Genomic DNA, 18,906 nt, shown 5'->3' on the forward strand with positions numbered 1-18,906 from the left:
AACACCCTCCGCCTTCGATTAACAGCGTCCACGCCGGGCCAGTCCGATCTGACTAGACGTGTACCGCTACCGACAATCGATTAGGACTCACTCATCTAGAGGCCGAGGGCCGCGTGCCGGGTGCGGGAGGCCGCGGCCAGGGCATCCGGGATCACCGAGGCGAGGCCGGTTCCGGCCAGCCAGGCACCGGTCAGTTCGAGCCCGGGGGTCGCGGCCAGCAGTTCGCGCACCTGGGTCACCCGGGCGGGGGCGCCCACGGTTGCCGGTGACAGGGCGTCGCCCCAGACGGTGCGGGCGAAGCCCTGCACGGCCCCGGCGTCGAGGTCGACACCCAGGATCGTGCGGGCGTCCCGGAGGGCGAGGGCGAGCAGTTCCTGGTCGGACAGGGCGGCGGTGGGGCTGTCCTGGCCGGCCCGGCCGTAGGACAGACGGATGACGTGGCGCCCCGGACCGGCGGCCGCGGCCACCCATTCCCACTTGGCGGTCACGTGGGTGAGCGCCTTGGCGGTCACCCCGGGCGTGCCGGAGGCGACGAGCGCGCCGGTGCCGCGCGGATTCGCGTCGAGCTCCGGTGCGTCGATCACGATCGTGGCGAGCTCGATCGCCGTGGGGCTCGGCCAGGCGAGTTCGGCGAGCGCCGCATGGGCCGGGCTGAGGGAGGCGACGAGGCCGAGCGCCTGTGCGCCCGGGGTCGCGATGATGACGAAGCGGGCGTCGAGGGGCTCCGGGCCCGCGGCATCCGCGGCGGGCGTGGCGGCATCCCCCGGCGTCGCGGCGGTTGCCGGCGTCGAAGCCGTTGCCGTCATTGCGGCAGCCGGGCGGCGGGTGACCGTCCAGGTCGGTTCCTCGTCGCTGCCGGCGCGGCGGAGCGCGGTGACAGGCGCATCCGTCTCGATCTGCACGCCGAAGTGCTCGAGATCGGCGACCAGCGCCCCGACCAGGCTGGACATGCCGCCGTGGAGGCCGGCCACGGCGGAACCGGCCGGCGCGGCCGAACGCAACGACAGGACGGCGCCGGAGAGGGAACCCGTCACGGTCAGCGCTGAGTTGAGCCCGGGGGCGACGACGTCGACCTCGAGGTCGTCGGCCGACGACGAGTACACGCCCGTGGTGACCGGTTCGACGAGCCGGTCGAGCACCCGGCGTCCCATCCGCTTGCGCACGAGTTCGCCCAGGCTGTGTTCGCGGCCGATCGTCAGAACCGGCATCAGCCGGTCGAGGTAGGCGCGCAGGGCGCCGCTCCAGCCGATCACCCGCCGCACGTCATCGGCCAGGGGCGAACCGGGGATGCCGAGTACGCCCGCCTTGGGCAGGGGAACGCTGAGGGAACCGCCGGGCGTGCGGTCGTCGGGCAGGTGGAGCCAGGCCCCGGCGGGATTCGGGGCCACGATCCGGTCGGTCAGCCCGAGGCCGTCCACGAACTCGGCGACGGCGTTGCGTCGCACGGCGAAACTCTCGGCGCCGCTGTCGAGGCGGAGGCCGGCCACCTCGTGGCTGCCGACCGCACCGCCGAGCGCGGCGGTGGCCTCGAGGACGGTGACGCTGAGCCCGATTCGCGCACAGGCGCGGGCGGCCACGAGACCGGCCACCCCGCCGCCGATGACGATGACGTCTTTCATGCGCCGGCGGTGACCTCGTGTACGAAGGCCACCAGGCGGGTGAGAACGTTCGGGTCGGTCAGGGGCGGCACGCCGTGGCCCAGGTTCAGCACGTGCGACGGCGCCGTGCGGCCGCGCTCGAGCACGTCGAGAACGTGCGCCTCGAGCACCGGCCACGGGGCGGCGAGCATCGCGGGATCCACGTTGCCCTGCACGGGGACCAGGCCGCCGAGTCGGCGGTTGGCCTCGTCGAGAGGAACCCGGTAGTCGACGCCGACGACGTCGGCGCCGACGCCGTGCATCTCCTTGAGCAGTTCGCCGGTGCCGACGCCGAAGTGCACGACCGGGACGTTGCGGCGCACGGAGGCCGCGGCATCCGTGTCGGTGGTGTCGGCGGCGCCTGTGCCGGCGGCCCCTGCGGCCGAGCCCTCGTCGTAGGTGAGGTCACGCACGTGGGCGATCGCCGCGGCCGACGCCGGGGCGACGTACCGGGTGTAGTCGTCCAGGGAGAGCGCGCCCGCCCAGGAATCGAACAGCTGCGCGGCGCTGGCGCCGGCCAGGACCTGGGCGCGCAGGAAGCGCCCGGTGACCTCCGCCGTCCAGGCCATCAGGGCCGCCCAGGCGTCGGGGTCGGCGTGCATGAGCGTGCGGGCGTGGATGTGGTCCTTGGACGGTCCGCCCTCGACGAGGTAGGCCGCCAGGGTGAACGGGGCGCCGGCGAAACCGATCAGCGGCGTCGACCCCAGCTCGGCCACGGTGCGGGCGACGGCCTGGCCGATGGGCGCGAGGGTCTGCTCGAGCACGGCCGGATCGAGGGCGGTGAGCTCCGCGACATCCTTGGCGGTGCGCACGGCCTGGCCGAGCACCGGGCCCATGCCGGCGACGATCTCCACGTCGACGCCGACCAGCTTGAGCGGGATGACGATGTCGCTGAACAGGATGCCGGCGTCGACGTTGTGACGGCGCACGGGCTGCAGCGTGATCTCACTCGCCATCTCCGGGTCGAGGCAGGCGTCGAGCATGCGGGTGCCGACCCGCAGCGACCGGTATTCGGGCAGCGATCGACCGGCCTGCCGCATGAACCAGACCGGCGTCACGTCCGGTCGGGTGCCCTGGTAGGCGCGGATGAGGCGGGAATCGGTGGTGAGTCCGGTGGCCAGAGGGTGTTGCGCGTCGAGGTTCATTGCCTTGATTCTGTCAAACTTCCAAGCCGCGGGCGATTCCGCCCCCTCCGGGGCGTCGTAGACTCGGTGAGTGTTGATCTGCCTGTCCGCCAGCCACAAGAACTCCAGCTTCGAGGTGCTGGAGAGATTGTCCGTCGGCTCAGGCGACACGGCCGAAGACATCCTGGAGCGGCATCCCGCCCTGGTCGGAGCCGTCATCGTCGCCACCTGCAACCGTTTCGAGGCCTACCTCGACCTCGACGAACCGGCGGGGGCATCCCCCCTGACGGCCATTCACGCCGCTATCGACGGGGTCAGCGCAAGCACGGGCGTCACCGCCGAGGTCCTCCGGGGCACCCTGGACCTCGTGCACGGCAGCAGCGTCGCCGAGCACCTCTTCGCCGTCACCAGCGGGCTCGAATCCGTCGTCGTCGGCGAGGGCGAGATCGCCGGCCAGGTGCGACGCTCGCTTGAGCAGGCCCGCCTCGGCGGCACCACGAGCCCCGAACTGGAGCGCCTCTTCCAGCGCGCCTCCCAGACCTCCCGCGGTGTCAAGAACCGCACCGGGATCGGCGCCGCCGGCCGTTCGCTGGTGCGCCTCGCGCTCGAACTGGCCGAGAGCCGCGTCACGGACTGGGGCCAGACCCGCGTTCTCCTCGTCGGCACCGGCCGGTACGCCGGCGCCTCCCTCGCCGCCCTGCGCGACCTCGGCGCCGAGGACGTGCGGGTGTACTCCCCGTCGGGCCGCGCCCGCAAATTCGCCTCCTCGCACCAGATCACCGCCGTCGCCGAGGCGGACTTCGCGGCGGAATCGGCCCTGGCCGACCTCATCCTCACCTGCACGACCGCCGACGACCACGTGGTCAACGCGGCGCTTCTCCGCGCCGGCCTGGCCGTCACGGCGCAGACCCCGGTCGGAGGCGCCCTGCCGCACCTTCCCTCCTGCCCGACGGATGCCGCGGCCGAGGCCCCGCGCCGGCTCATCATCGACCTGGGGCTGCCGCGCAACGTCGACCCCGACGTCACCGAACTGGCGGGGGTGGAACTCCTCGACCTCGAGACCATCCGCATCCACGCGCCGTTGGAAGAGCTCAATGCCACCAGCGACGCCCGCCTGATCGTGGGCCGCGCGGCGCGCAAATTCTCCGCGGTCGCCGAAGAACAGAGCCTGGCCCCGGCCGTCGTCGCGTTACGCAGCCACGTCTTCGACATCCTCGACGGCGAGATCCTGCGGGCCCGCGGCCGGGGCGACTCCAGCGAGCAGACCGAGGCTGCCCTGCGCCACCTCGCCGGCGTGCTGCTGCACACCCCGATGGTGCGGTCCCGCGAACTGGCCCGCGCCGGCGAGCAGGCCGCGTACCTGACCGGGCTCGGCGCCCTGTTCGGCATCGAGGTTCAGCTTCCAGCCGCCGGTTCGTCGGCCACGGTGGCCGATATCGGCCCCGCGGCATCCTGACCCCGTCTTCGTCCGGGCATCCGTCTCCCGCCGCCTCTTGCGGCTAATTCAGGAGAAACGCCGAGCCGGGCCGCCGGCGTCCCGCCGTTCCGGGCCTGCCCGGGCTCCCGTCCGGGTTTCCTCCTGAGTTAGCCCCACCGGCCGGGTTTCCTCCTGAGTTAGCCCCACCGGTCACCCCGCTCTTCCGAGTCAGCCCCGCAGACCACCCCGCCTCGCTACCCGGTCACCGGCAACTCTCCGGGTCGCCCAGGTGCCCAGCACGTGCATAACTCCTGCAATTCGTCGCGCGGGGCGGCCGGCGCCCCGGAAACACGCGGGAGCGCGGCCGGGCCGTGTCGAATTGCAGGAGTTATGCGCACAAACCGGCGGCGACGCCGACAGACCCCGGCGACGGGGCGCCGACGACGGCCGAATGCCGGCTAGGCGCCGCGGAGGCGCACGGCGAGGTAGGCGTCGAGCGCGTCGAGCGGCACGCGCTCCTGCGCCATGGTGTCGCGGTCGCGCACGGTGACGGCCTGGTCCTCGAGCGAGTCGAAGTCGACCGTGACGCAATACGGGGTGCCGATCTCGTCCTGGCGGCGGTAGCGCCGGCCGATCGCGCCGGCGTCGTCGAAGTCGACGTTCCACGACTCGCGCAGCCGCGCCGCGAGGGATTTCGCCATCGGCGACAGCGCCTCGTTGCGGGACAGGGGCAGCACGGCGACCTTGATCGGCGCGAGGCGCGGGTCGAGCTTCAGCACGGTGCGCTTGTCGACGCCGCCCTTCGCGTTGGGCACTTCCTCCTCGTGGTACGCGTCCACGAGGAACGCCATCAGCGAGCGGGTGAGGCCGGCAGCGGGCTCGATCACGTACGGGACCCAGCGCTCGTTCTTCGTCTGGTCGAAGTAGGAGAGGTCCTTTCCGGATGCCGCGGCGTGCGTCTTCAGGTCGAAGTCGGTGCGGTTCGCGACGCCTTCGAGCTCGCCGAATTCACTGCCGCTGAAGCCGAAGCGGTATTCGATGTCCACGGTGCGCTTGGAGTAGTGGGAGAGCTTCTCGGCCGGGTGTTCGAACAGGCGCAGGTTGTCGATGTTGATGCCGAGGCCGGTGTACCAGGCCATCCGCTGGTCGATCCAGTACTGGTGCCACGTCTCATCCGTGCCCGGCTCGACGAAGAATTCCATCTCCATCTGCTCGAACTCGCGGGTGCGGAAGATGAAGTTTCCCGGGGTGATCTCGTTGCGGAAGCTCTTGCCGATCTGGCCGATGCCGAACGGCGGCTTCATGCGCGCCGCCTGCAGCACGTTGGCGAAGTTCACGAAGATGCCCTGCGCGGTCTCGGGGCGCAGGTAGTGCATGCCGGCCTCGTCGTCGACCGGGCCGAGGTAGGTCTTGAGCAGGCCGGAGAAGGCGCGCGGCTCGGTCCAGATGTGGCGGTTGCCGCAGTTCGGGCAGGGAATGCCGTCGATGCCGCCCTCGGGCGGGCGGCCCTTCTTCTCCTCGAATTCCTCCTCGAGGTGGTCGGCCCGGAACCGCTTGTGGCAGCTCGTGCACTCGACCAGCGGGTCGCTGAAGACCTCGACGTGACCGGATGCCTCCCACACCTTGCGCGGCAGGATCACCGAGGAATCGAGGCCCACCACGTCGTTGCGGCTGGTGACCATGAAGCGCCACCACTGCTTCTTGATGTTCTCCTTGAGCTCCACCCCGAGCGGCCCGTAGTCCCAGGCGGACCGGGATCCGCCGTAGATTTCACCGGCCTGGAAGACGAACCCGCGGTGGCGGGCGAGGGCGATGACGGAATCGAGGCGGGTGGGGGCGGCCACGGTGGCTCCAATGGTCGAAGGTGGAAAAGGTGGAAAGAGCGGGAAATCGCGGAGGATCAGGCACAAGCCGACCGGCGCTCACCCTATTTTAGGCGTGCGTCCGGATTCCGCCGTTCGGCTGTTAGCCTAGCTAAGGAATTCCGCAGTCCTTGCGGGGCCTCAAGGGAGAGATCATGGGCACCAAGCCCCGCACGCCACACGATTCAACCGAGGGGGTGGACGCACTGGACCGGGATCCGGCGCTGTTGCCCGTAGCCCTCGACCAGACCACGCACGACGCCGAAGAGGCGCACTGGACTCCGGCCAAGATCGCGCTCTGGGGCGGGATCTCACTGCTCGGCGGCCTGAGCTGGGTGATGCTCGCCGTGGTTCGCGGGGAAACCGTCAACGCCATCTGGTTCGTCTTCGCCGCCGTCTGCACCTACCTCATCGGGTACCGCTTTTACTCCAACTACATCCAGAAGCACCTGACCCGGCCCGATGACCGGCGCGCGACTCCGGCCGAATACAAGGCCGACGGCAAGGACTACGCCGCGACTGACCGCCGAGTCCTCTTCGGCCACCACTTCGCCGCGATCGCCGGCGCCGGACCGCTCGTCGGTCCCGTCCTGGCCGCCCAGATGGGCTACCTGCCGGGCACGATCTGGATCATCGTCGGCGTCGTCCTCGCCGGTGCGGTTCAGGACTACCTGGTGCTGTTCTTCTCGATGCGCCGCGGCGGACGTTCCCTGGGCCAGATGGCACGGGACGAGCTCGGCAAGGTCGGCGGCACGGCCGCCCTGATCGCGACCCTCGCGATCATGGTCATCATCGTGGCCATCCTCGCCCTCGTCGTCGTCAACGCCCTCGCGGCCAGCCCGTGGGGCGTCTTCTCGGTCTCGATGACCATCCCGATCGCCCTGTTCATGGGCGTCTACCTGCGCTTCTTCCGCCCGGGCCGCGTCAGCGAGATCTCGATCATCGGATTCATCCTGCTACTGGCCGCCATCGTCGGCGGCGGCATGATCGCGGACACCGAGTGGGGCGCATCCTTCTTCCACGTCGACCCGCTGCCCCTCGCGATCGGCATCATCATCTACGGCTTCGTGGCCGCCATCCTCCCGGTCTGGCTGCTGCTTGCTCCCCGGGACTACCTCTCCACCTTCATGAAGATCGGCACGATCGGGATGCTCGCCCTCGCGATCATCATCGTTCGCCCGGAGATCGCGGCACCGGCCACCAGCGAGTTCGTCAACGGCGGCGGCCCCGTGGTGAGCGGCTCGCTCTTCCCGTTCCTCTTCGTCACCATCGCCTGTGGCGCCCTCTCCGGCTTCCACGCCCTGATCGCCTCCGGCACCACGCCGAAGCTGATCGAGAAGGAGCGCCAGACGCGCTTCATCGGCTACGGCGGCATGTTGATGGAATCGTTCGTTGCCATCATGGCGCTCGTCGCCGCCCTGTCGATCGACCGCGGGATCTACTTCGCCATGAACTCCTCCGCTGCCCTCACCGGCGGCACCGTCGAAGGCGCCGTCGCATTCGTGAACGGCCTGGGCCTGACCGGCGTCAACCTGACCCCGGACATGCTCACCGAGACGGCGAAGAACGTCGGCGAGTCCACCATCGTCTCCCGCTCCGGCGGCGCCCCGACTCTGTCGGTCGGACTGGCCAACATCATGCACCAGGTCATCGGCGGCCAGGGGATGATGGCGTTCTGGTACCACTTCGCCATCATGTTCGAGGCCCTGTTCATCCTGACCGCCGTCGATGCCGGCACCCGCGTGGCCCGCTTCATGCTGCAGGACAGCCTGGGCAACTTCTTCCCGAAGTTCAAGAACACGTCCTGGCGTGCAGGCGCCTGGCTGACGACCGGCATCATGGTCGCCGCCTGGGGTGCCGTGCTCATCATGGGAGTCACCGACCCGCTCGGCGGCATCAACACACTGTTCCCGCTGTTCGGCATCGCGAACCAGCTGCTCGCAGCGATCGCGCTGGCCGTCTGCCTGGCGATCGTGGCCAAGCGCGGGCTGTTCAAGTACCTGTGGATCGTGGCCCTGCCGTTGACCTTCGCCGCCGTCGTGACCATTTACGCGTCGTTCCTGAAGATCTTCTCGACCGTTCCCGCCGTGGGCTACTTCGCCCAGAACCGCGCCTTCTCCAAGGCGCTCGATGACGGGCTCACGACCTTCGGCACGGCGAAGACCGTCGAGGCGATGGAAGCCGTCGTGCGCAACACGATGGTTCAGGGCATCCTCTCGATCCTGTTCGTGGTGCTGGCCATCATCGTGATGATCACCGCCGTGCAGGCCACATGGAAGTCCTACAAGACCCGCGACTTCGGCACCAATGAAGATGACGCGGTGCCGTCGCAGATGTTCGCCCCGTCGGGCTTCGGCGCGACCCCGGCCGAGAAGGCCCTGTCGTCGCTCTGGGACGCGCAGACCGCGCAGGCCAAGGTTGCCAAGGTCGGCACCCCGGAGAGGACGACCCGCCGATGAGTCTCCTCGCCACGGTTCGCACCGGCGCCAGGAACGTCGCCTGGTTCGTGAAAGGGGTCATGGGTGAAGACGCCTGGGACAAGTACAAGGCCCACCACGAGTCGCTTCATGCCACGGATGCCGCAGCCTGCGACTCCCCGCGGATGATGACGGAACGCGAATTCTGGCGGGACCAGACCGACCGGCAGGACATCAACCCGCAGGGTCGCTGCTGCTGAGCACCTACTTGTGACCACCTGCTGCTGACACCTGCTGTCGACCGGCCCGCTGCCCCGCGAAGGATCCCTTCGCGGGGCAGCGCTGTGTCAGCGTCTCGCTGGGCAGCGTCGCGGCAGGTCAGTGCACGTATTCCAGCAGGTCGAGGCCGACGGCGCGCATGCCGTCCAGCACGGCGAGGCGGGAAGACAGGCGGGTGTCGGCGAAGGACATCGACACCGCGTAGGTCACGCCCGCGCGGGGGCCACGCAGGATGCCGACCTCGCTGCGGACGCCGACATCCGTGCCGGTCTTGTTGACCAGCAGCAGGCCGTGGTCTTTTTCCCGGTGGGCGAGCGGGTCGAAGCCGAAGGCGCTGGCCACCATGGACAGGTCGGCGCCCAGCGACAGCCAGCCGATCACGCGTTCACTCGCCTCGGCGTCGACGACCTCGCCCCGGGCGAGCGCCGTGAACAGCCAGGTCAGCTCCTTGGCACTGGCGACCGACAGCTGGGGCGCGTCGTCGGGACCGCGGCGATCGCGCACGAGATCGAGCAGGGCCGTTCGGCCGAGGCCGAGCTGTTCGGTGCGGGCGCGAACGGCGTCCAGCCCGACCGCACGGATGAGCACGTTCGTGGCCAGGTTGTCGTTGGCCGCGCCGATCAGGGCCGCCAGGTCGGCGACGGGCAGCGACGGCGCCTGGAGGTGCTGCCAGAGGCCGGATCCGCCGGCCGAGTCGGCGACGGTGCGATCGAGGATCGTGTACGCGCCGAAGTCGGCGTCCCGGAGCCGGGCCGCCACCTCGATCAGGAGGAGCACGGTGCCGATGCCCGCTGTGGGCATGACGACGTGGTCGTCGACGGAGAAGAGCACCCGGCCGGTGACCAGGTCTGTGGCCCGGGCCGAGACCTGCACCCCGTCGACGGCGAGCTCCCCAAGCGCCTGGAATCCGCGGCCGAAGTTCCCCGCGGACTCCGTGCCGCCGTGCCGCCCGCGGCGCGCGGACGAGTGACGAGACCGTCGCTCTGAGTCCTGGGCGGTCACCAGATCGTGACGCGCTTTTCCGGGGCCAGCCACAACTCGTCTTCCGGCGTGACGTCGAAGGCCGTGTAGAACGCTTCGATGTTGCGCACGATCTGGTTGCAGCGGAATTCATTGGGCGAGTGCGGATCGATCGACAGGAGGCGGATGGCCTCCTCGTCGCGCATCTTCAGCTGCCAGGCCTGCGCCCAGGAGAGGAAGAACCGCTGCGCGCCGGTGAACCCGTCGATCACGGGCGGCTCCTGGCCGTCCAGTGAGAGGAGATAGGCCTTCCAGGCGATCGATAGTCCGCCGAGGTCGCCGATGTTCTCGCCGACGGTGAGCGCACCGTTGACGTGGTGGTCGGGCACCTGCCGGGGCGCGAGCTCGTTGAACTGCTCGATCAGGGAGCTGGTGCGCTGCTCGAAGGCGATGCGGTCATCCTCGGTCCACCAGTCGATGAGGAGCCCGGTGCCGTCGTACTTCGAGCCCTGGTCGTCGAAGCCGTGGCCGATCTCGTGGCCGATCACGGCGCCGATGGCACCGTAGTTGGCCGCGGCGTCGCGCGCGTCGTCGAAGAAGGGGGGCTGCAGGATCGCGGCCGGGAAGACGATCTCGTTGAACCCCGGGTTGTAGTACGCGTTGATGGTCTGCGGGGTCATGAACCACTCGTCCCGGTCGAGCGGGTTGCCGATCTTGCCGAGTTCCCGCTGGAACTCGAACTCGTTCGTGGCGTGAACGTTGGCGAGCAGGTCGTCGGCGGAGACGGGCAGGCTCGAATAGTCCCGCCACTTGACCGGGTAGCCGATCTTCGGAGTGAACAGCTCCAGCTTCTCGAGGGCCCGGGTGCGGGTCTCCTCGGTCATCCAGTCGAGCTGGATGATGCTCTGCCGGTACGCCTCGACCAGGTTGGCGACGAGAACGTCCATGCTCGCCTTGGCGCTGGGCTTGAAGTGACGCTCCACGTAGATGCGGCCGACCGCCTCGCCGAGTGCTCCCTCGACCAGGGAGACGCCGCGCTTCCACCGGTCCCGCAGCTGCGGGGTTCCGGTCAGGGTGCGGCCGTAGAAGTCGAAACTGGCCTCGACGAAGTCGCTGGAGAGGAAAGCGGCGCTCGAACGGATGACCTGCCACCGCAGCCAGTCCTGCCAGGCCTCGATCCGGTCTTCGGTCAGCATCTCGGCGAGCCCGGTCACGAAGCTGGGCTGGCGCACGACGACCTCGTCGAAGGCGTTGGCGGGGGCGTCGAGCCCCTCCAGCCAGAGCTGCAGGTCGGCGCCGGCAGCGAGAGCGGTCACCTGGCCCCAGGTCTTGAGGTTGTAGGTCTTCTCGCTGTCGCGGCAACGAACCTTGTCCCAGTGGTGGGTGGCGAGTTCTGTTTCGAGGGCGAAGACGCGTTCGGCCCGGCCGGCGGCGTCCGCGAGGCCGGCGAGGCCCAGCATCCGGGCCAGGAACGCCTGATAGGCCTCGCGGATGGCGGCGGACTTCTCATCGCGGTAGTAGGACTCGTCCGGCAGGCCGAGCCCGGCCTGCTCGACGAAGACCAGGTACCGCTCGGGGTCGCCGGGGTCGTTGTCCACGTGCAGCTGGAAGGCGCCGGACACGCCGGCGCGCTCGAAGCGGCCGAGGGTGCCGAGCAGCGCGTGGATGGAGGTGATGCCGTCAATGGTGGCGAGGTCGGCCGCGAGGGGGGTCGCGCCGAGCCGCTCGACGCGCTCCTCATCCATGAAGCTCGCGTAGAGGTCGCCGAGCTTGCGCTCCTCGGTGCCGGGCACCGCGGACTGGGCGTCCAGGATGATCACCCTGACGGCCTTCTCCGACTCCTCGGCGAGCAGGTAGAAGGACCCCCAGCGGGCCTTGTCGGCCGGGATCTCGGCGCGGGCGATCCACTTGCCGTTCACATGGCGGAAGAGGTCGTCCTGCGGCCGGAGGGCGGGGTCGAGTTCGTCGATGTCGATTCCGGACGCGGTCACCAGGTCAGTCATGCCTCCCACCCTATGCGCTCTCGCCTGATGGTCGCGGGGTTCGGGCTCACAGGGCCAGGTCGCGCCGACGCACGCCGATGACCGCCGCGGCGCCGAGGCACAGCGCGATGCCCACCATCCACCAGCCCTCGCTCCAGTCGGCTCCGGTTCCGACGACGACCGGCGTGTGGCTGAACGGCGAGAGGGCCTGCAGCCAGTCCGGCAGGTCGAGGAGGTCGCCGAACTGGCCGATCAGCACGGCGACCAGCAGCAGGGCCCAGCCGATCCCGATGCTGGCGCGCGGCAGGTACGCGAAGAACAGGGCCCCGGCGAGCAGGATGAGCAGGGCCGCCGGAACCTGGGCGAGCCCGGACTCGGCGACGCTCCGAATCCGGTCGCCCGCCTGGGCAGCCGTCGTCTGGGCCAGCCCGAGGACGGCGCCGACGACCGCCGTCGCGAGCACCAGCGTCAGGGCCAGGCCGCCGAGGAGGATGTAGTCGAGCAGCCAGCGCACGCGGTTCAACGGCGCGGAGAGCAGCAGTTCCGCCGAACCGTCGGCCTCTTCCTGGCGCATCCGGATCATCGCCTGCATCGCGGCCGCCGCCGCAAGAATGCCGATCAGGCCGAACAGGGCCGCGGTGAACACGTCGATGATCGATCCGCGGTCGCCTCCCGCCATCCCGGCGAGGATCCCCTCGAACGCGGCGTTCCCCCGCACCAGGTCGACGACCGTCTCGCCGAGGGTGCCGGCCACCACGCCGAGGAACAGACCGGCGATCGACCAGCCGAGGATCGCCGGATACTGCAGTCGCCAGGCCAGGCCGAACGAGCCCCGCAGGGTGCGCCGGGCATGCTCGCGCCCGGGTCGTTCCGCGATCAGGCTGGAGTCCAGGTCACGCACCGCCTGCAGCACCAGGGCGACGCCGAGGAGCAGCGCCGCGAACGCCAGGTCGAGCAGCAGGGGCGTGGGGTTGTTGGTCGTGTACGCCTGGGTCTGCTGGCCCCAGCCGATGGGCGAGAGCCGGCTCGGCCACGCGCTGGTGATGCGGAGGCCGTCGGCGGAGGGCGCGCCCCCGGCATCCCCCGCGGCGCGCAGCACGTAGGCGACGCCGATCAGCGCCGACGCGAGCCCGTTCGCGCCCCGGGAGGTGCGCATGATCTGGGCGCAGACCAGGCCGACGCCGAGGAAGACGACGGAAGTGCCGGCCACGGCCAGCCCGAAAAGGGTCGAACCGGCCGCCTCGAACCCGGCTGCCAGCAGGCCCAGGGCCACCGCGGCGCCGGCCGCGAGGGCCGTCCCGACGCCGTGCACCATCGTGGCGACCAGCGGGATCAGCCGGCCGGCCGGCGTCGCACCGACCAGTTCGGCCCGCCCGGACGCCTCCTCGGCGCGCGAGTGCCGCACGGCGAGGAAGGCGCTCATGAAGGCGGCCATCAGGGCGATAGTGGCGAAGGTCAGGAAGAAGACGAGCGCATCCACCGCGGCGCCCTGGGGCGCGCCGCGGAACATCAGGATGGTGGGGGTGAGCACGGCGATGCGCACGAGGGCCTCGCGCTCGGCCAGGGCGCCGAAGTTGCCCGCCACCGCGACGCCGCTGAAGAAGGCCAGGGCGCCGAATGAGGCGATCCAGACGGGCACCTGCAACCGGTCGCGGCGGAGCCGCAGCAGAGGCCCGAGAGTGCTCATCGGGACGCTCCGGCGGCCGGCCGACCCGGTATCTCGTCGCGGTAGTGGCGCAGAAAGAGGTCTTCGAGCGACGGCGGAGCGATCGTCAGGCCCTGCACCCGCAGCTGCGCGAGCACCGGCAGCACCTCGGGCAGGGCGTCGTTGTCGGCGGTAAAGGCCACCTGCCCGTTCGAGCTGACCAGATCGCGGGCAGCCGGGATGCGCTGGGCCAGCCGGCCAGGTCGGCATCCGTCAGACCCGTGCTCGCGAAGGCGATCTCGGTGCCGGTGAGGTGGCGGAGGTCGGCCAGCGTGCCGGTCTCGACGGTCTTGCCGGCCCGGATTATGCTCACCCGGTCGCAGAGGTGTTCCACCTCGGAGAGGATGTGGCTCGAGAGCAGTTCGGTGGCGCCGTCGGATACCGCGGCCCGGATCTCACGGCGGAAGACGGCCTCCATCAGCGGGTCGAGGCCGGAGGTCGGCTCGTCCAGGATGTACAGGTCGGCCGCCGTCGCGAGGGCGGCGACGAACGCGACCTTCTGTCGGTTGCCCTTCGAATAGGCACGTCCCTTCTTCGTCGGGTCGAGTTCGAAGACCTCGAGGAGGTGCCGGCGACGGTCCCGGTTCGCGGCGGGGTCAGCGCCGCGGAGTCGTCCGAGCAGGTCGATCGCCTCGCCGCCGGAGAGATTGGGCCACAGGCTCACGTCGCCCGGGACGTAGGCGATGCGGCGGTGGAGGGCCACGGCATCCGTCCAGGGGTTGCCGCCGAACACCGTCGCGGTGCCGCCGCTCGCGCGGTAGAGGCCGAGCAGCACGCGAATCGTGGTGGACTTGCCGGCCCCGTTCGGCCCCAGGAAGCCGTGCACCTCGCCGGCCGGGACCGACAGGTCGAGGCCGTCGAGGGCCCGCACCCGGCCGAATCGCTTCTGCAGATCTCGGGTCTCGATGACGGCGCTCATGCTGCCCAAGCTGCGCCCCACGGCGCCCGGAACCGACTCCCCCACCGCCCCTTGTTCCCATTCCGGTCGAGAGTGCCCGCAATGCCGGCCACTCTCGACCGGAACGGGCACACTTGGCCCGGCGCGCGGCACCCTCACGACCGGGCCCGCGGCGCCCCGGCGGGCGAGAGGCCGGGCGCTCCCGAACGGCTGAACTAGAGTCGTGAGCATCACCGTCACCATGCTCCGCCCGCAGCACATCGACCGCGAGATCCTGCGCCTCGCCCTCCCCGCCGTCGGCGCGCTCATCGCCGAACCGCTGTTCCTGCTCGCGGACTCCGCCATGGTCGGCCACCTCGGCACCGTGCCGCTGGCCGGCCTCGGCCTCGCCAGTGCGGTGCTGCAGACGATCATCGGGCTGATGGTGTTCCTGGCCTACAGCACCACGCCCGCCGTGGCCCGCTGGCTGGGAGCCGGTGACCGGCGCCGGGCCGTCGCCGTCGGCATCGACGGGCTCTGGCTGGCCCTCGGCCTCGGCGTGGTGCTCGCGATTGTCGGCTGGTTCGCCACTCCCCTCCTCGTCGGCGCCTTCGGGGCGGATGCCGCGGTCACCGCCGCGGCCGCGAGCTACCTGGGCATCTCGATGTTCGGCCTGCCGGCCATGCTGCTCGTCTTCGCGGCGACCGGGCTGCTCCGGGGGCTGCAGGACACGCGCACCCCGCTGTGGGTGGCCGGGATCGGGTTCTCGGCCAACATCCTGCTGAATGCGCTGTTCATCTACGGGCTGGGCCTCGGCATCGTCGGTTCGGCCCTCGGCACGGTCGTCGCCCAGTGGGCGATGGTGGCCGTCTACCTGGCCGTCGTCGGCCGCCATGCCCGCCGGGAGGGCGCGCCCCTGCGCCCGCACCGGGCCGGGATGCTGCGCGGCGCGACGTCCGGCGGCTGGCTGTTCCTGCGCACGGTCAGCCTGCGGGCAGCCATGCTCCTCGCGGTCTACGTCGCCACGAGCCTCGGGTCCCCCGAACTGGCGGCCTTCCAGATCGCCATGACACTCTTCGCCACCCTCGCCTTCGCCCTCGACGCCCTCGCGATCGCGGCCCAGGCGCTCGTCGGCCAGGGCCTCGGCGCTGGCAACCTGGCCGGCGTACGCGCGGTGCTGCGGCGCTGCCTCGAGTGGGGAGTGCTCAGCGGAGCCGCCCTCGGCCTTCTCGTGGTCGCCGCGAGCGGGGTGCTCGGCCGGCTGTTCACGACCGCGACCGAGGTCAGCGGCCTGCTGCCGGCGACGCTGATCGTGCTCGGGCTCTCGGTTCCGCTCGGCGGCGTGGTCTTCGTGCTCGACGGGGTGCTGATCGGCGCGGGCGACGCGCGCTACCTGGCCCTGACCGGCGTGGTCAACCTGGCCGCCTTCGCACCGCTGGCCGTCGCGGTCATGCTCTGGGCGCCCTCCGGGGCCGCGGGCCTGGCCTGGCTGATGTCGGCCTTCGCGTTCGGGTACCTCGGCGCCCGCGCGGTGACCCTGGGGCTGCGCGCCCGGGCCTCCCGGTGGATGGTCGTCGGCGCACGCTGACGCGGCCGGGGCCGCTTGCCCAGCCCGACGAGCTCAATTAGGGCGCGCCGGGTTGAAACGGGCGCGACGGGGTCGAGAATGGTGGTTGTGCCGGCGCGGTCTCACGACCTGACCATCGGCGGACACGACGCGTGTGCAAAGGACACTGATGACTGCAATTGAGGTTCCGGAGATTCCCGATAGCGTTCCCCGGCCGCTCCTCCCCGGGGGGCCGCCGAGCCCCCTGGCTCGCTGGTTGATGCAGAACCAGGTGCAGCCGGTGGGGCCGGAGGCCGCGGAGAGCACCGAGTCGACGCACTCCTGGTGGAAGGTGATGTGCCTGACCGGCGTCGACTATTTCTCGACCCTGTCATACCTGCCGGGCATCGCCGTTCTGGCGGCGGGGGCCCTGTCGCCGCTGGCCACCCTCCTGATCGTGGCCCTGACCCTGCTCGGCATGCTGCCGATGTACCGCCGGGTGGCCAAGGAGAGCCCGCACGGGCAGGGCTCGGTGGCGATGCTGGAGCGCCTCCTCCCGTTCTGGCGGGGCAAGGTCTTCGTTCTGGTGCTGCTCGGCTTCGTCGCCACGAGCTGGATCATCACCATCACCCTATCCTCCGCGGATGCCACGGTGCACCTGCTGGAGAATCCCTACGCGCCGGCCTTCCTCGAGGGGCAGGCCGTGCCGATCACGGTGACGCTGCTCCTGGTGCTCGGCGGGGTGTTCCTGCTGGGCTTCCGCGAGGCCGTCGCGGTCGCCGTGCCCCTGGTCGTGATCTTCCTGCTCCTCAACGGGATCGTGATCGCCGTCGGCCTGTACGGCATCGTCACCGACCCGGGCACGCTCACGGCGTGGACCGACGCCGTGACCTCGGGCGGCCTGGGCTTCGGCAACATCCTCGGCCCGGCGATCATCGCCTTCCCGCTCCTTGTCCTGGGCCTCTCCGGCTTCGAAACCGGCGTCAGCATGATGCCGCTGGTCGCCGCGAGCGGTCAGACCACCCAGGAACGGCTCGCGTCGCGCATCCGCAACACCCGCAAACTACTGACCGCCGCGGCCGTCATCATGAGCGTCTACCTGCTGGCCAGCAGCCTGGTCACGACGGTCCTGATCCCCGCCGACGCGTTCCAGCCGGGAGGCGATGCCAACGGTCGCGCGCTGGCCTACCTGGCGCACGAACTCGTCGGGAACGGGTTCGGCACGGTCTACGACGTGAGCAGCATCCTGATCCTGTGGTTCGCCGGCGCATCGGCGATGGCGGGCCTGATCAACATCGTGCCCCGCTACCTCCCGGCCTACGGGATGGCCCCCGAGTGGAGCCGCGCCGTTCGACCGGTCGTGCTGGTCTACACGGCCGTCAGCGTGCTGATCACGATCGGGTTCAACGCCGACGTCAACGCCCAGGCCGGAGCGTACGCCACCGGGATCCTGGCGATGATGGTGTCCGGGGCCGTGGCGGTCACCATCTCGGCGGTGACCCACAAGCAACGGAGGGCCGGCATCGCCTTCGGCATCCTGACCCTGGTTCTGGTCTACGCGCTCGTCGACAACATCATCGAGAAACCCGACGGGATCACCATCTCGATCTTCTTCATCCTCGGAATCGTCACCGTGTCCCTGATCTCCCGGGTGTCGCGCACGACGGAGCTGCGGGTGGAACGGGTCGAGTTCGATGAGGCCGCCCGTCGCTTCGTGCGGGACTCGATCGTCTTCGACGGGGCTCTCAACCTGATCGCGAACAAACGGGCCACCGGGGACCGGGCGGAGTACGCCGACAAGGAACGGGAACAGCGAGGCATGAACCCCGTTCCCGGCGCGGCCGACCTCCTGTTCCTGGAGATCACCGTGGTCGATCCGTCGAGCTTCAGCGAAACGCTGCGCGTCCGAGGCGTCGAAGTCGACGGGTACCGCATTCTCCGCGCCGAGAGCCCGGCGGCGCCGAACGCCATCGCGGCCATCCTGCTGGCCCTCCGGGATGCGACCGAGGTGCGCCCGCAGGCTTACTTCGAATGGTCAGAGGGTAGCCCGATCGGGCACCTCCTGCGTTATCTGTTGCTGGGCCAGGGCGACACCGCCCCCGTGGTGCGCGAGATCCTGCGCAAGAGCGAGACCGATCCGGCGCGCCGGCCGGGCATCCATGTGGGCGGTGGCTGAACCCGACGGCGAACGGATGCGAGGCCGCGCCGATCCGATCCCGTGCCGCCGGAGTGTCCGCTAGCTGAAGGAGTCTCCGCAGGCGCAGCTGCCGCCGGCGTTCGGGTTGTCGATGGTGAAGCCCTGCTTCGCGATGGTGTCCTCGAAGTCGATGGACGCGCCCTCGAGATAGGGCACGCTCATCTTGTCGAGGACGACCTCGACGCCGTCGAAGTCGACGCGCGCGTCACCCTCAAGGATGCGCTCGTCGAAGTAGAGCTGGTAGATCAGGCCGGAACAGCCGCCGGGCTGCACGGCGACGCGCAGTCGCAGGTCGTCGCGCCCCTCCTGACGGAGCAGGCTGCGCACCTTCTGCGCGGCCGCCTCGGTCAGGCCGACTCCGTGCGCGGGGTTGGCGGGAGCAATGGTGTCGGTCATGGGTTCCTCGGACTTTCACGTCGGATGTTCGCGCCCGGCCCGCTCGGTGGAAGCGACGTCGTGGGCACGAGTATTCAGACACTCTAAGGCCCTTCCGTGCGGGGAGGATGTGTCCACCGTGCCCTCGGGGACCGGCCTGGGCATCCGCTCCTCCGGGGCTGCTGCGAAACCCCGCCGGCCTCTAGCCAGATGAAAACCAAGAGCCTAGGGTGGGGTGTTCAACGATTTTTTATGCGCGCTGTCCAGATGACCGCGATGCAGCACGGCGTGATCCTTGAACGTGTAAAGGCGCGCAAAGTAGCCGTCCTCACAACCCGTTCCCGCGGTTCTCCTGATCGAGACCCGCCGGGGATGACCGGACTAATATCCGGGTTGTCGTGGATGGAAGAAGAGGTAAACATGGCTGATGTCCTGCTTGACCGCCCCGAACTTGCGGGGCTCGGTACGTACGAGTTTGGTTGGTCCGATTCCGATGCGGCGGGCGCGTCCGCCAGGCGCGGGGTTTCG

12 protein-coding genes and 2 pseudogenes are annotated in these 18,906 nt (G+C 70.2%); 6 read left to right on the forward strand and 8 right to left on the reverse strand.

Features of this window, described 5'->3' with window-relative positions; translation table 11 throughout:
• Window positions 1-95: 95 nt before the first annotated feature.
• Together hemG and E3T37_RS09485 are read right to left on the reverse strand one after the other, a co-directional pair.
• On the reverse strand, window positions 96-1,619 hold the full coding sequence (gene hemG / locus E3T37_RS09480; RefSeq protein WP_134366546.1) for a protoporphyrinogen oxidase: 1,524 nt from the start codon (window positions 1,617-1,619) through the stop codon (window positions 96-98).
• On the reverse strand, window positions 1,616-2,782 hold the full coding sequence (locus tag E3T37_RS09485; RefSeq protein WP_134366547.1) for a uroporphyrinogen decarboxylase: 1,167 nt from the start codon (window positions 2,780-2,782) through the stop codon (window positions 1,616-1,618). The genes hemG and E3T37_RS09485 overlap by 4 nt, the downstream gene beginning before the upstream one ends.
• Window positions 2,783-2,852: 70 nt before the next feature.
• Here E3T37_RS09485 and E3T37_RS09490 point away from each other — a divergent pair, with 70 nt between their 5' ends.
• Window positions 2,853-4,217 (forward strand): glutamyl-tRNA reductase, encoded by a 1,365-nt coding sequence (locus E3T37_RS09490; RefSeq protein ID WP_134366548.1) that lies wholly within the window; start codon window positions 2,853-2,855, stop codon window positions 4,215-4,217.
• A gap of 419 nt (window positions 4,218-4,636) precedes the next feature.
• Here the strand turns inward: E3T37_RS09490 and E3T37_RS09495 are convergent, their stop codons facing one another.
• Window positions 4,637-6,022 (reverse strand): glycine--tRNA ligase, encoded by a 1,386-nt coding sequence (locus E3T37_RS09495; RefSeq protein WP_134366549.1) that lies wholly within the window; start codon window positions 6,020-6,022, stop codon window positions 4,637-4,639.
• 173 nt (window positions 6,023-6,195) lie between these two features.
• Between E3T37_RS09495 and E3T37_RS09500 the strand changes: the two genes are divergently transcribed.
• Window positions 6,196-8,499 carry a carbon starvation CstA family protein gene (locus E3T37_RS09500; RefSeq protein WP_134366550.1) on the forward strand — a complete coding sequence of 768 codons (2,304 nt, stop codon included), beginning with the start codon at window positions 6,196-6,198 and terminating at the stop codon, window positions 8,497-8,499.
• Window positions 8,496-8,717: a YbdD/YjiX family protein gene (locus tag E3T37_RS09505; protein WP_134366551.1), complete on the forward strand. Its 222-nt coding sequence runs from the start codon at window positions 8,496-8,498 to the stop codon at window positions 8,715-8,717. The genes E3T37_RS09500 and E3T37_RS09505 overlap by 4 nt, the downstream gene beginning before the upstream one ends.
• A gap of 118 nt (window positions 8,718-8,835) precedes the next feature.
• Here the strand turns inward: E3T37_RS09505 and E3T37_RS09510 are convergent, their stop codons facing one another.
• The 4 genes and pseudogenes from E3T37_RS09510 to E3T37_RS09525 form a co-directional block, all read right to left on the reverse strand.
• Window positions 8,836-9,738 carry a serine hydrolase gene (locus tag E3T37_RS09510; protein ID WP_241975961.1) on the reverse strand — a complete coding sequence of 301 codons (903 nt, stop codon included), beginning with the start codon at window positions 9,736-9,738 and terminating at the stop codon, window positions 8,836-8,838.
• The gene (locus tag E3T37_RS09515; protein WP_134366552.1) at window positions 9,735-11,699 is read right to left on the reverse strand and encodes a M13 family metallopeptidase; all 1,965 of its coding nucleotides are present in this window, start codon (window positions 11,697-11,699) and stop codon (window positions 9,735-9,737) included. Before E3T37_RS09515 ends, E3T37_RS09510 begins: the two co-directional genes overlap by 4 nt.
• A gap of 46 nt (window positions 11,700-11,745) precedes the next feature.
• Window positions 11,746-13,365, reverse strand: coding sequence for an ABC transporter permease (locus E3T37_RS09520; RefSeq protein ID WP_134366553.1), 1,620 nt, complete (start codon window positions 13,363-13,365; stop codon window positions 11,746-11,748).
• Window positions 13,362-14,302 (reverse strand): annotated as a pseudogene (locus E3T37_RS09525) (ATP-binding cassette domain-containing protein). The gene E3T37_RS09520 and the pseudogene E3T37_RS09525 overlap by 4 nt, the downstream one beginning before the upstream one ends.
• A 220-nt stretch (window positions 14,303-14,522) precedes the next feature.
• On the opposite strand from E3T37_RS09525, the gene E3T37_RS09530 reads away from it, so the two are divergent.
• Together E3T37_RS09530 and E3T37_RS09535 are read left to right on the forward strand one after the other, a co-directional pair.
• On the forward strand, window positions 14,523-15,848 hold the full coding sequence (locus tag E3T37_RS09530; RefSeq protein WP_134366558.1) for an MATE family efflux transporter: 1,326 nt from the start codon (window positions 14,523-14,525) through the stop codon (window positions 15,846-15,848).
• Window positions 15,849-15,996: 148 nt separating this feature from the next.
• Complete coding sequence (locus E3T37_RS09535; RefSeq protein WP_134366554.1) at window positions 15,997-17,982, forward strand: APC family permease; 1,986 nt, start codon at window positions 15,997-15,999, stop codon at window positions 17,980-17,982.
• Between the two features lie 60 nt (window positions 17,983-18,042).
• Here the strand turns inward: E3T37_RS09535 and erpA are convergent, their stop codons facing one another.
• Window positions 18,043-18,399 (reverse strand): iron-sulfur cluster insertion protein ErpA, encoded by a 357-nt coding sequence (gene erpA, locus E3T37_RS09540; RefSeq protein ID WP_134366555.1) that lies wholly within the window; start codon window positions 18,397-18,399, stop codon window positions 18,043-18,045.
• A gap of 189 nt (window positions 18,400-18,588) precedes the next feature.
• Here erpA and E3T37_RS17195 point away from each other — a divergent pair.
• Window positions 18,589-18,906: pseudogene (locus E3T37_RS17195) on the forward strand (hypothetical protein); the annotation flags it as partial.

This window comes from Cryobacterium sp. TMT2-10, from assembly GCF_004403075.1.
GTDB classification, from domain to species: Bacteria; Actinomycetota; Actinomycetes; order Actinomycetales; family Microbacteriaceae; genus Cryobacterium; species Cryobacterium shii.

Coding starts and splice junctions, on each gene's coding strand:
- hemG (WP_134366546.1), bottom strand. CDS start 1,619: ATGAAAGACGTCATCGTCATCGGCGGCGGGGTGGCCGGTCTCGTGGCC.
- E3T37_RS09485 (WP_134366547.1), bottom strand. CDS start 2,782: ATGAACCTCGACGCGCAACACCCTCTGGCCACCGGACTCACCACCGAT.
- E3T37_RS09500 (WP_134366550.1), top strand. CDS start 6,196: ATGGGCACCAAGCCCCGCACGCCACACGATTCAACCGAGGGGGTGGAC.
- E3T37_RS09505 (WP_134366551.1), top strand. CDS start 8,496: ATGAGTCTCCTCGCCACGGTTCGCACCGGCGCCAGGAACGTCGCCTGG.
- E3T37_RS09515 (WP_134366552.1), bottom strand. CDS start 11,699: ATGACTGACCTGGTGACCGCGTCCGGAATCGACATCGACGAACTCGAC.
- E3T37_RS09520 (WP_134366553.1), bottom strand. CDS start 13,365: ATGAGCACTCTCGGGCCTCTGCTGCGGCTCCGCCGCGACCGGTTGCAG.
- E3T37_RS09530 (WP_134366558.1), top strand. CDS start 14,523: ATGCTCCGCCCGCAGCACATCGACCGCGAGATCCTGCGCCTCGCCCTC.
- E3T37_RS09535 (WP_134366554.1), top strand. CDS start 15,997: ATGACTGCAATTGAGGTTCCGGAGATTCCCGATAGCGTTCCCCGGCCG.
- erpA (WP_134366555.1), bottom strand. CDS start 18,399: ATGACCGACACCATTGCTCCCGCCAACCCCGCGCACGGAGTCGGCCTG.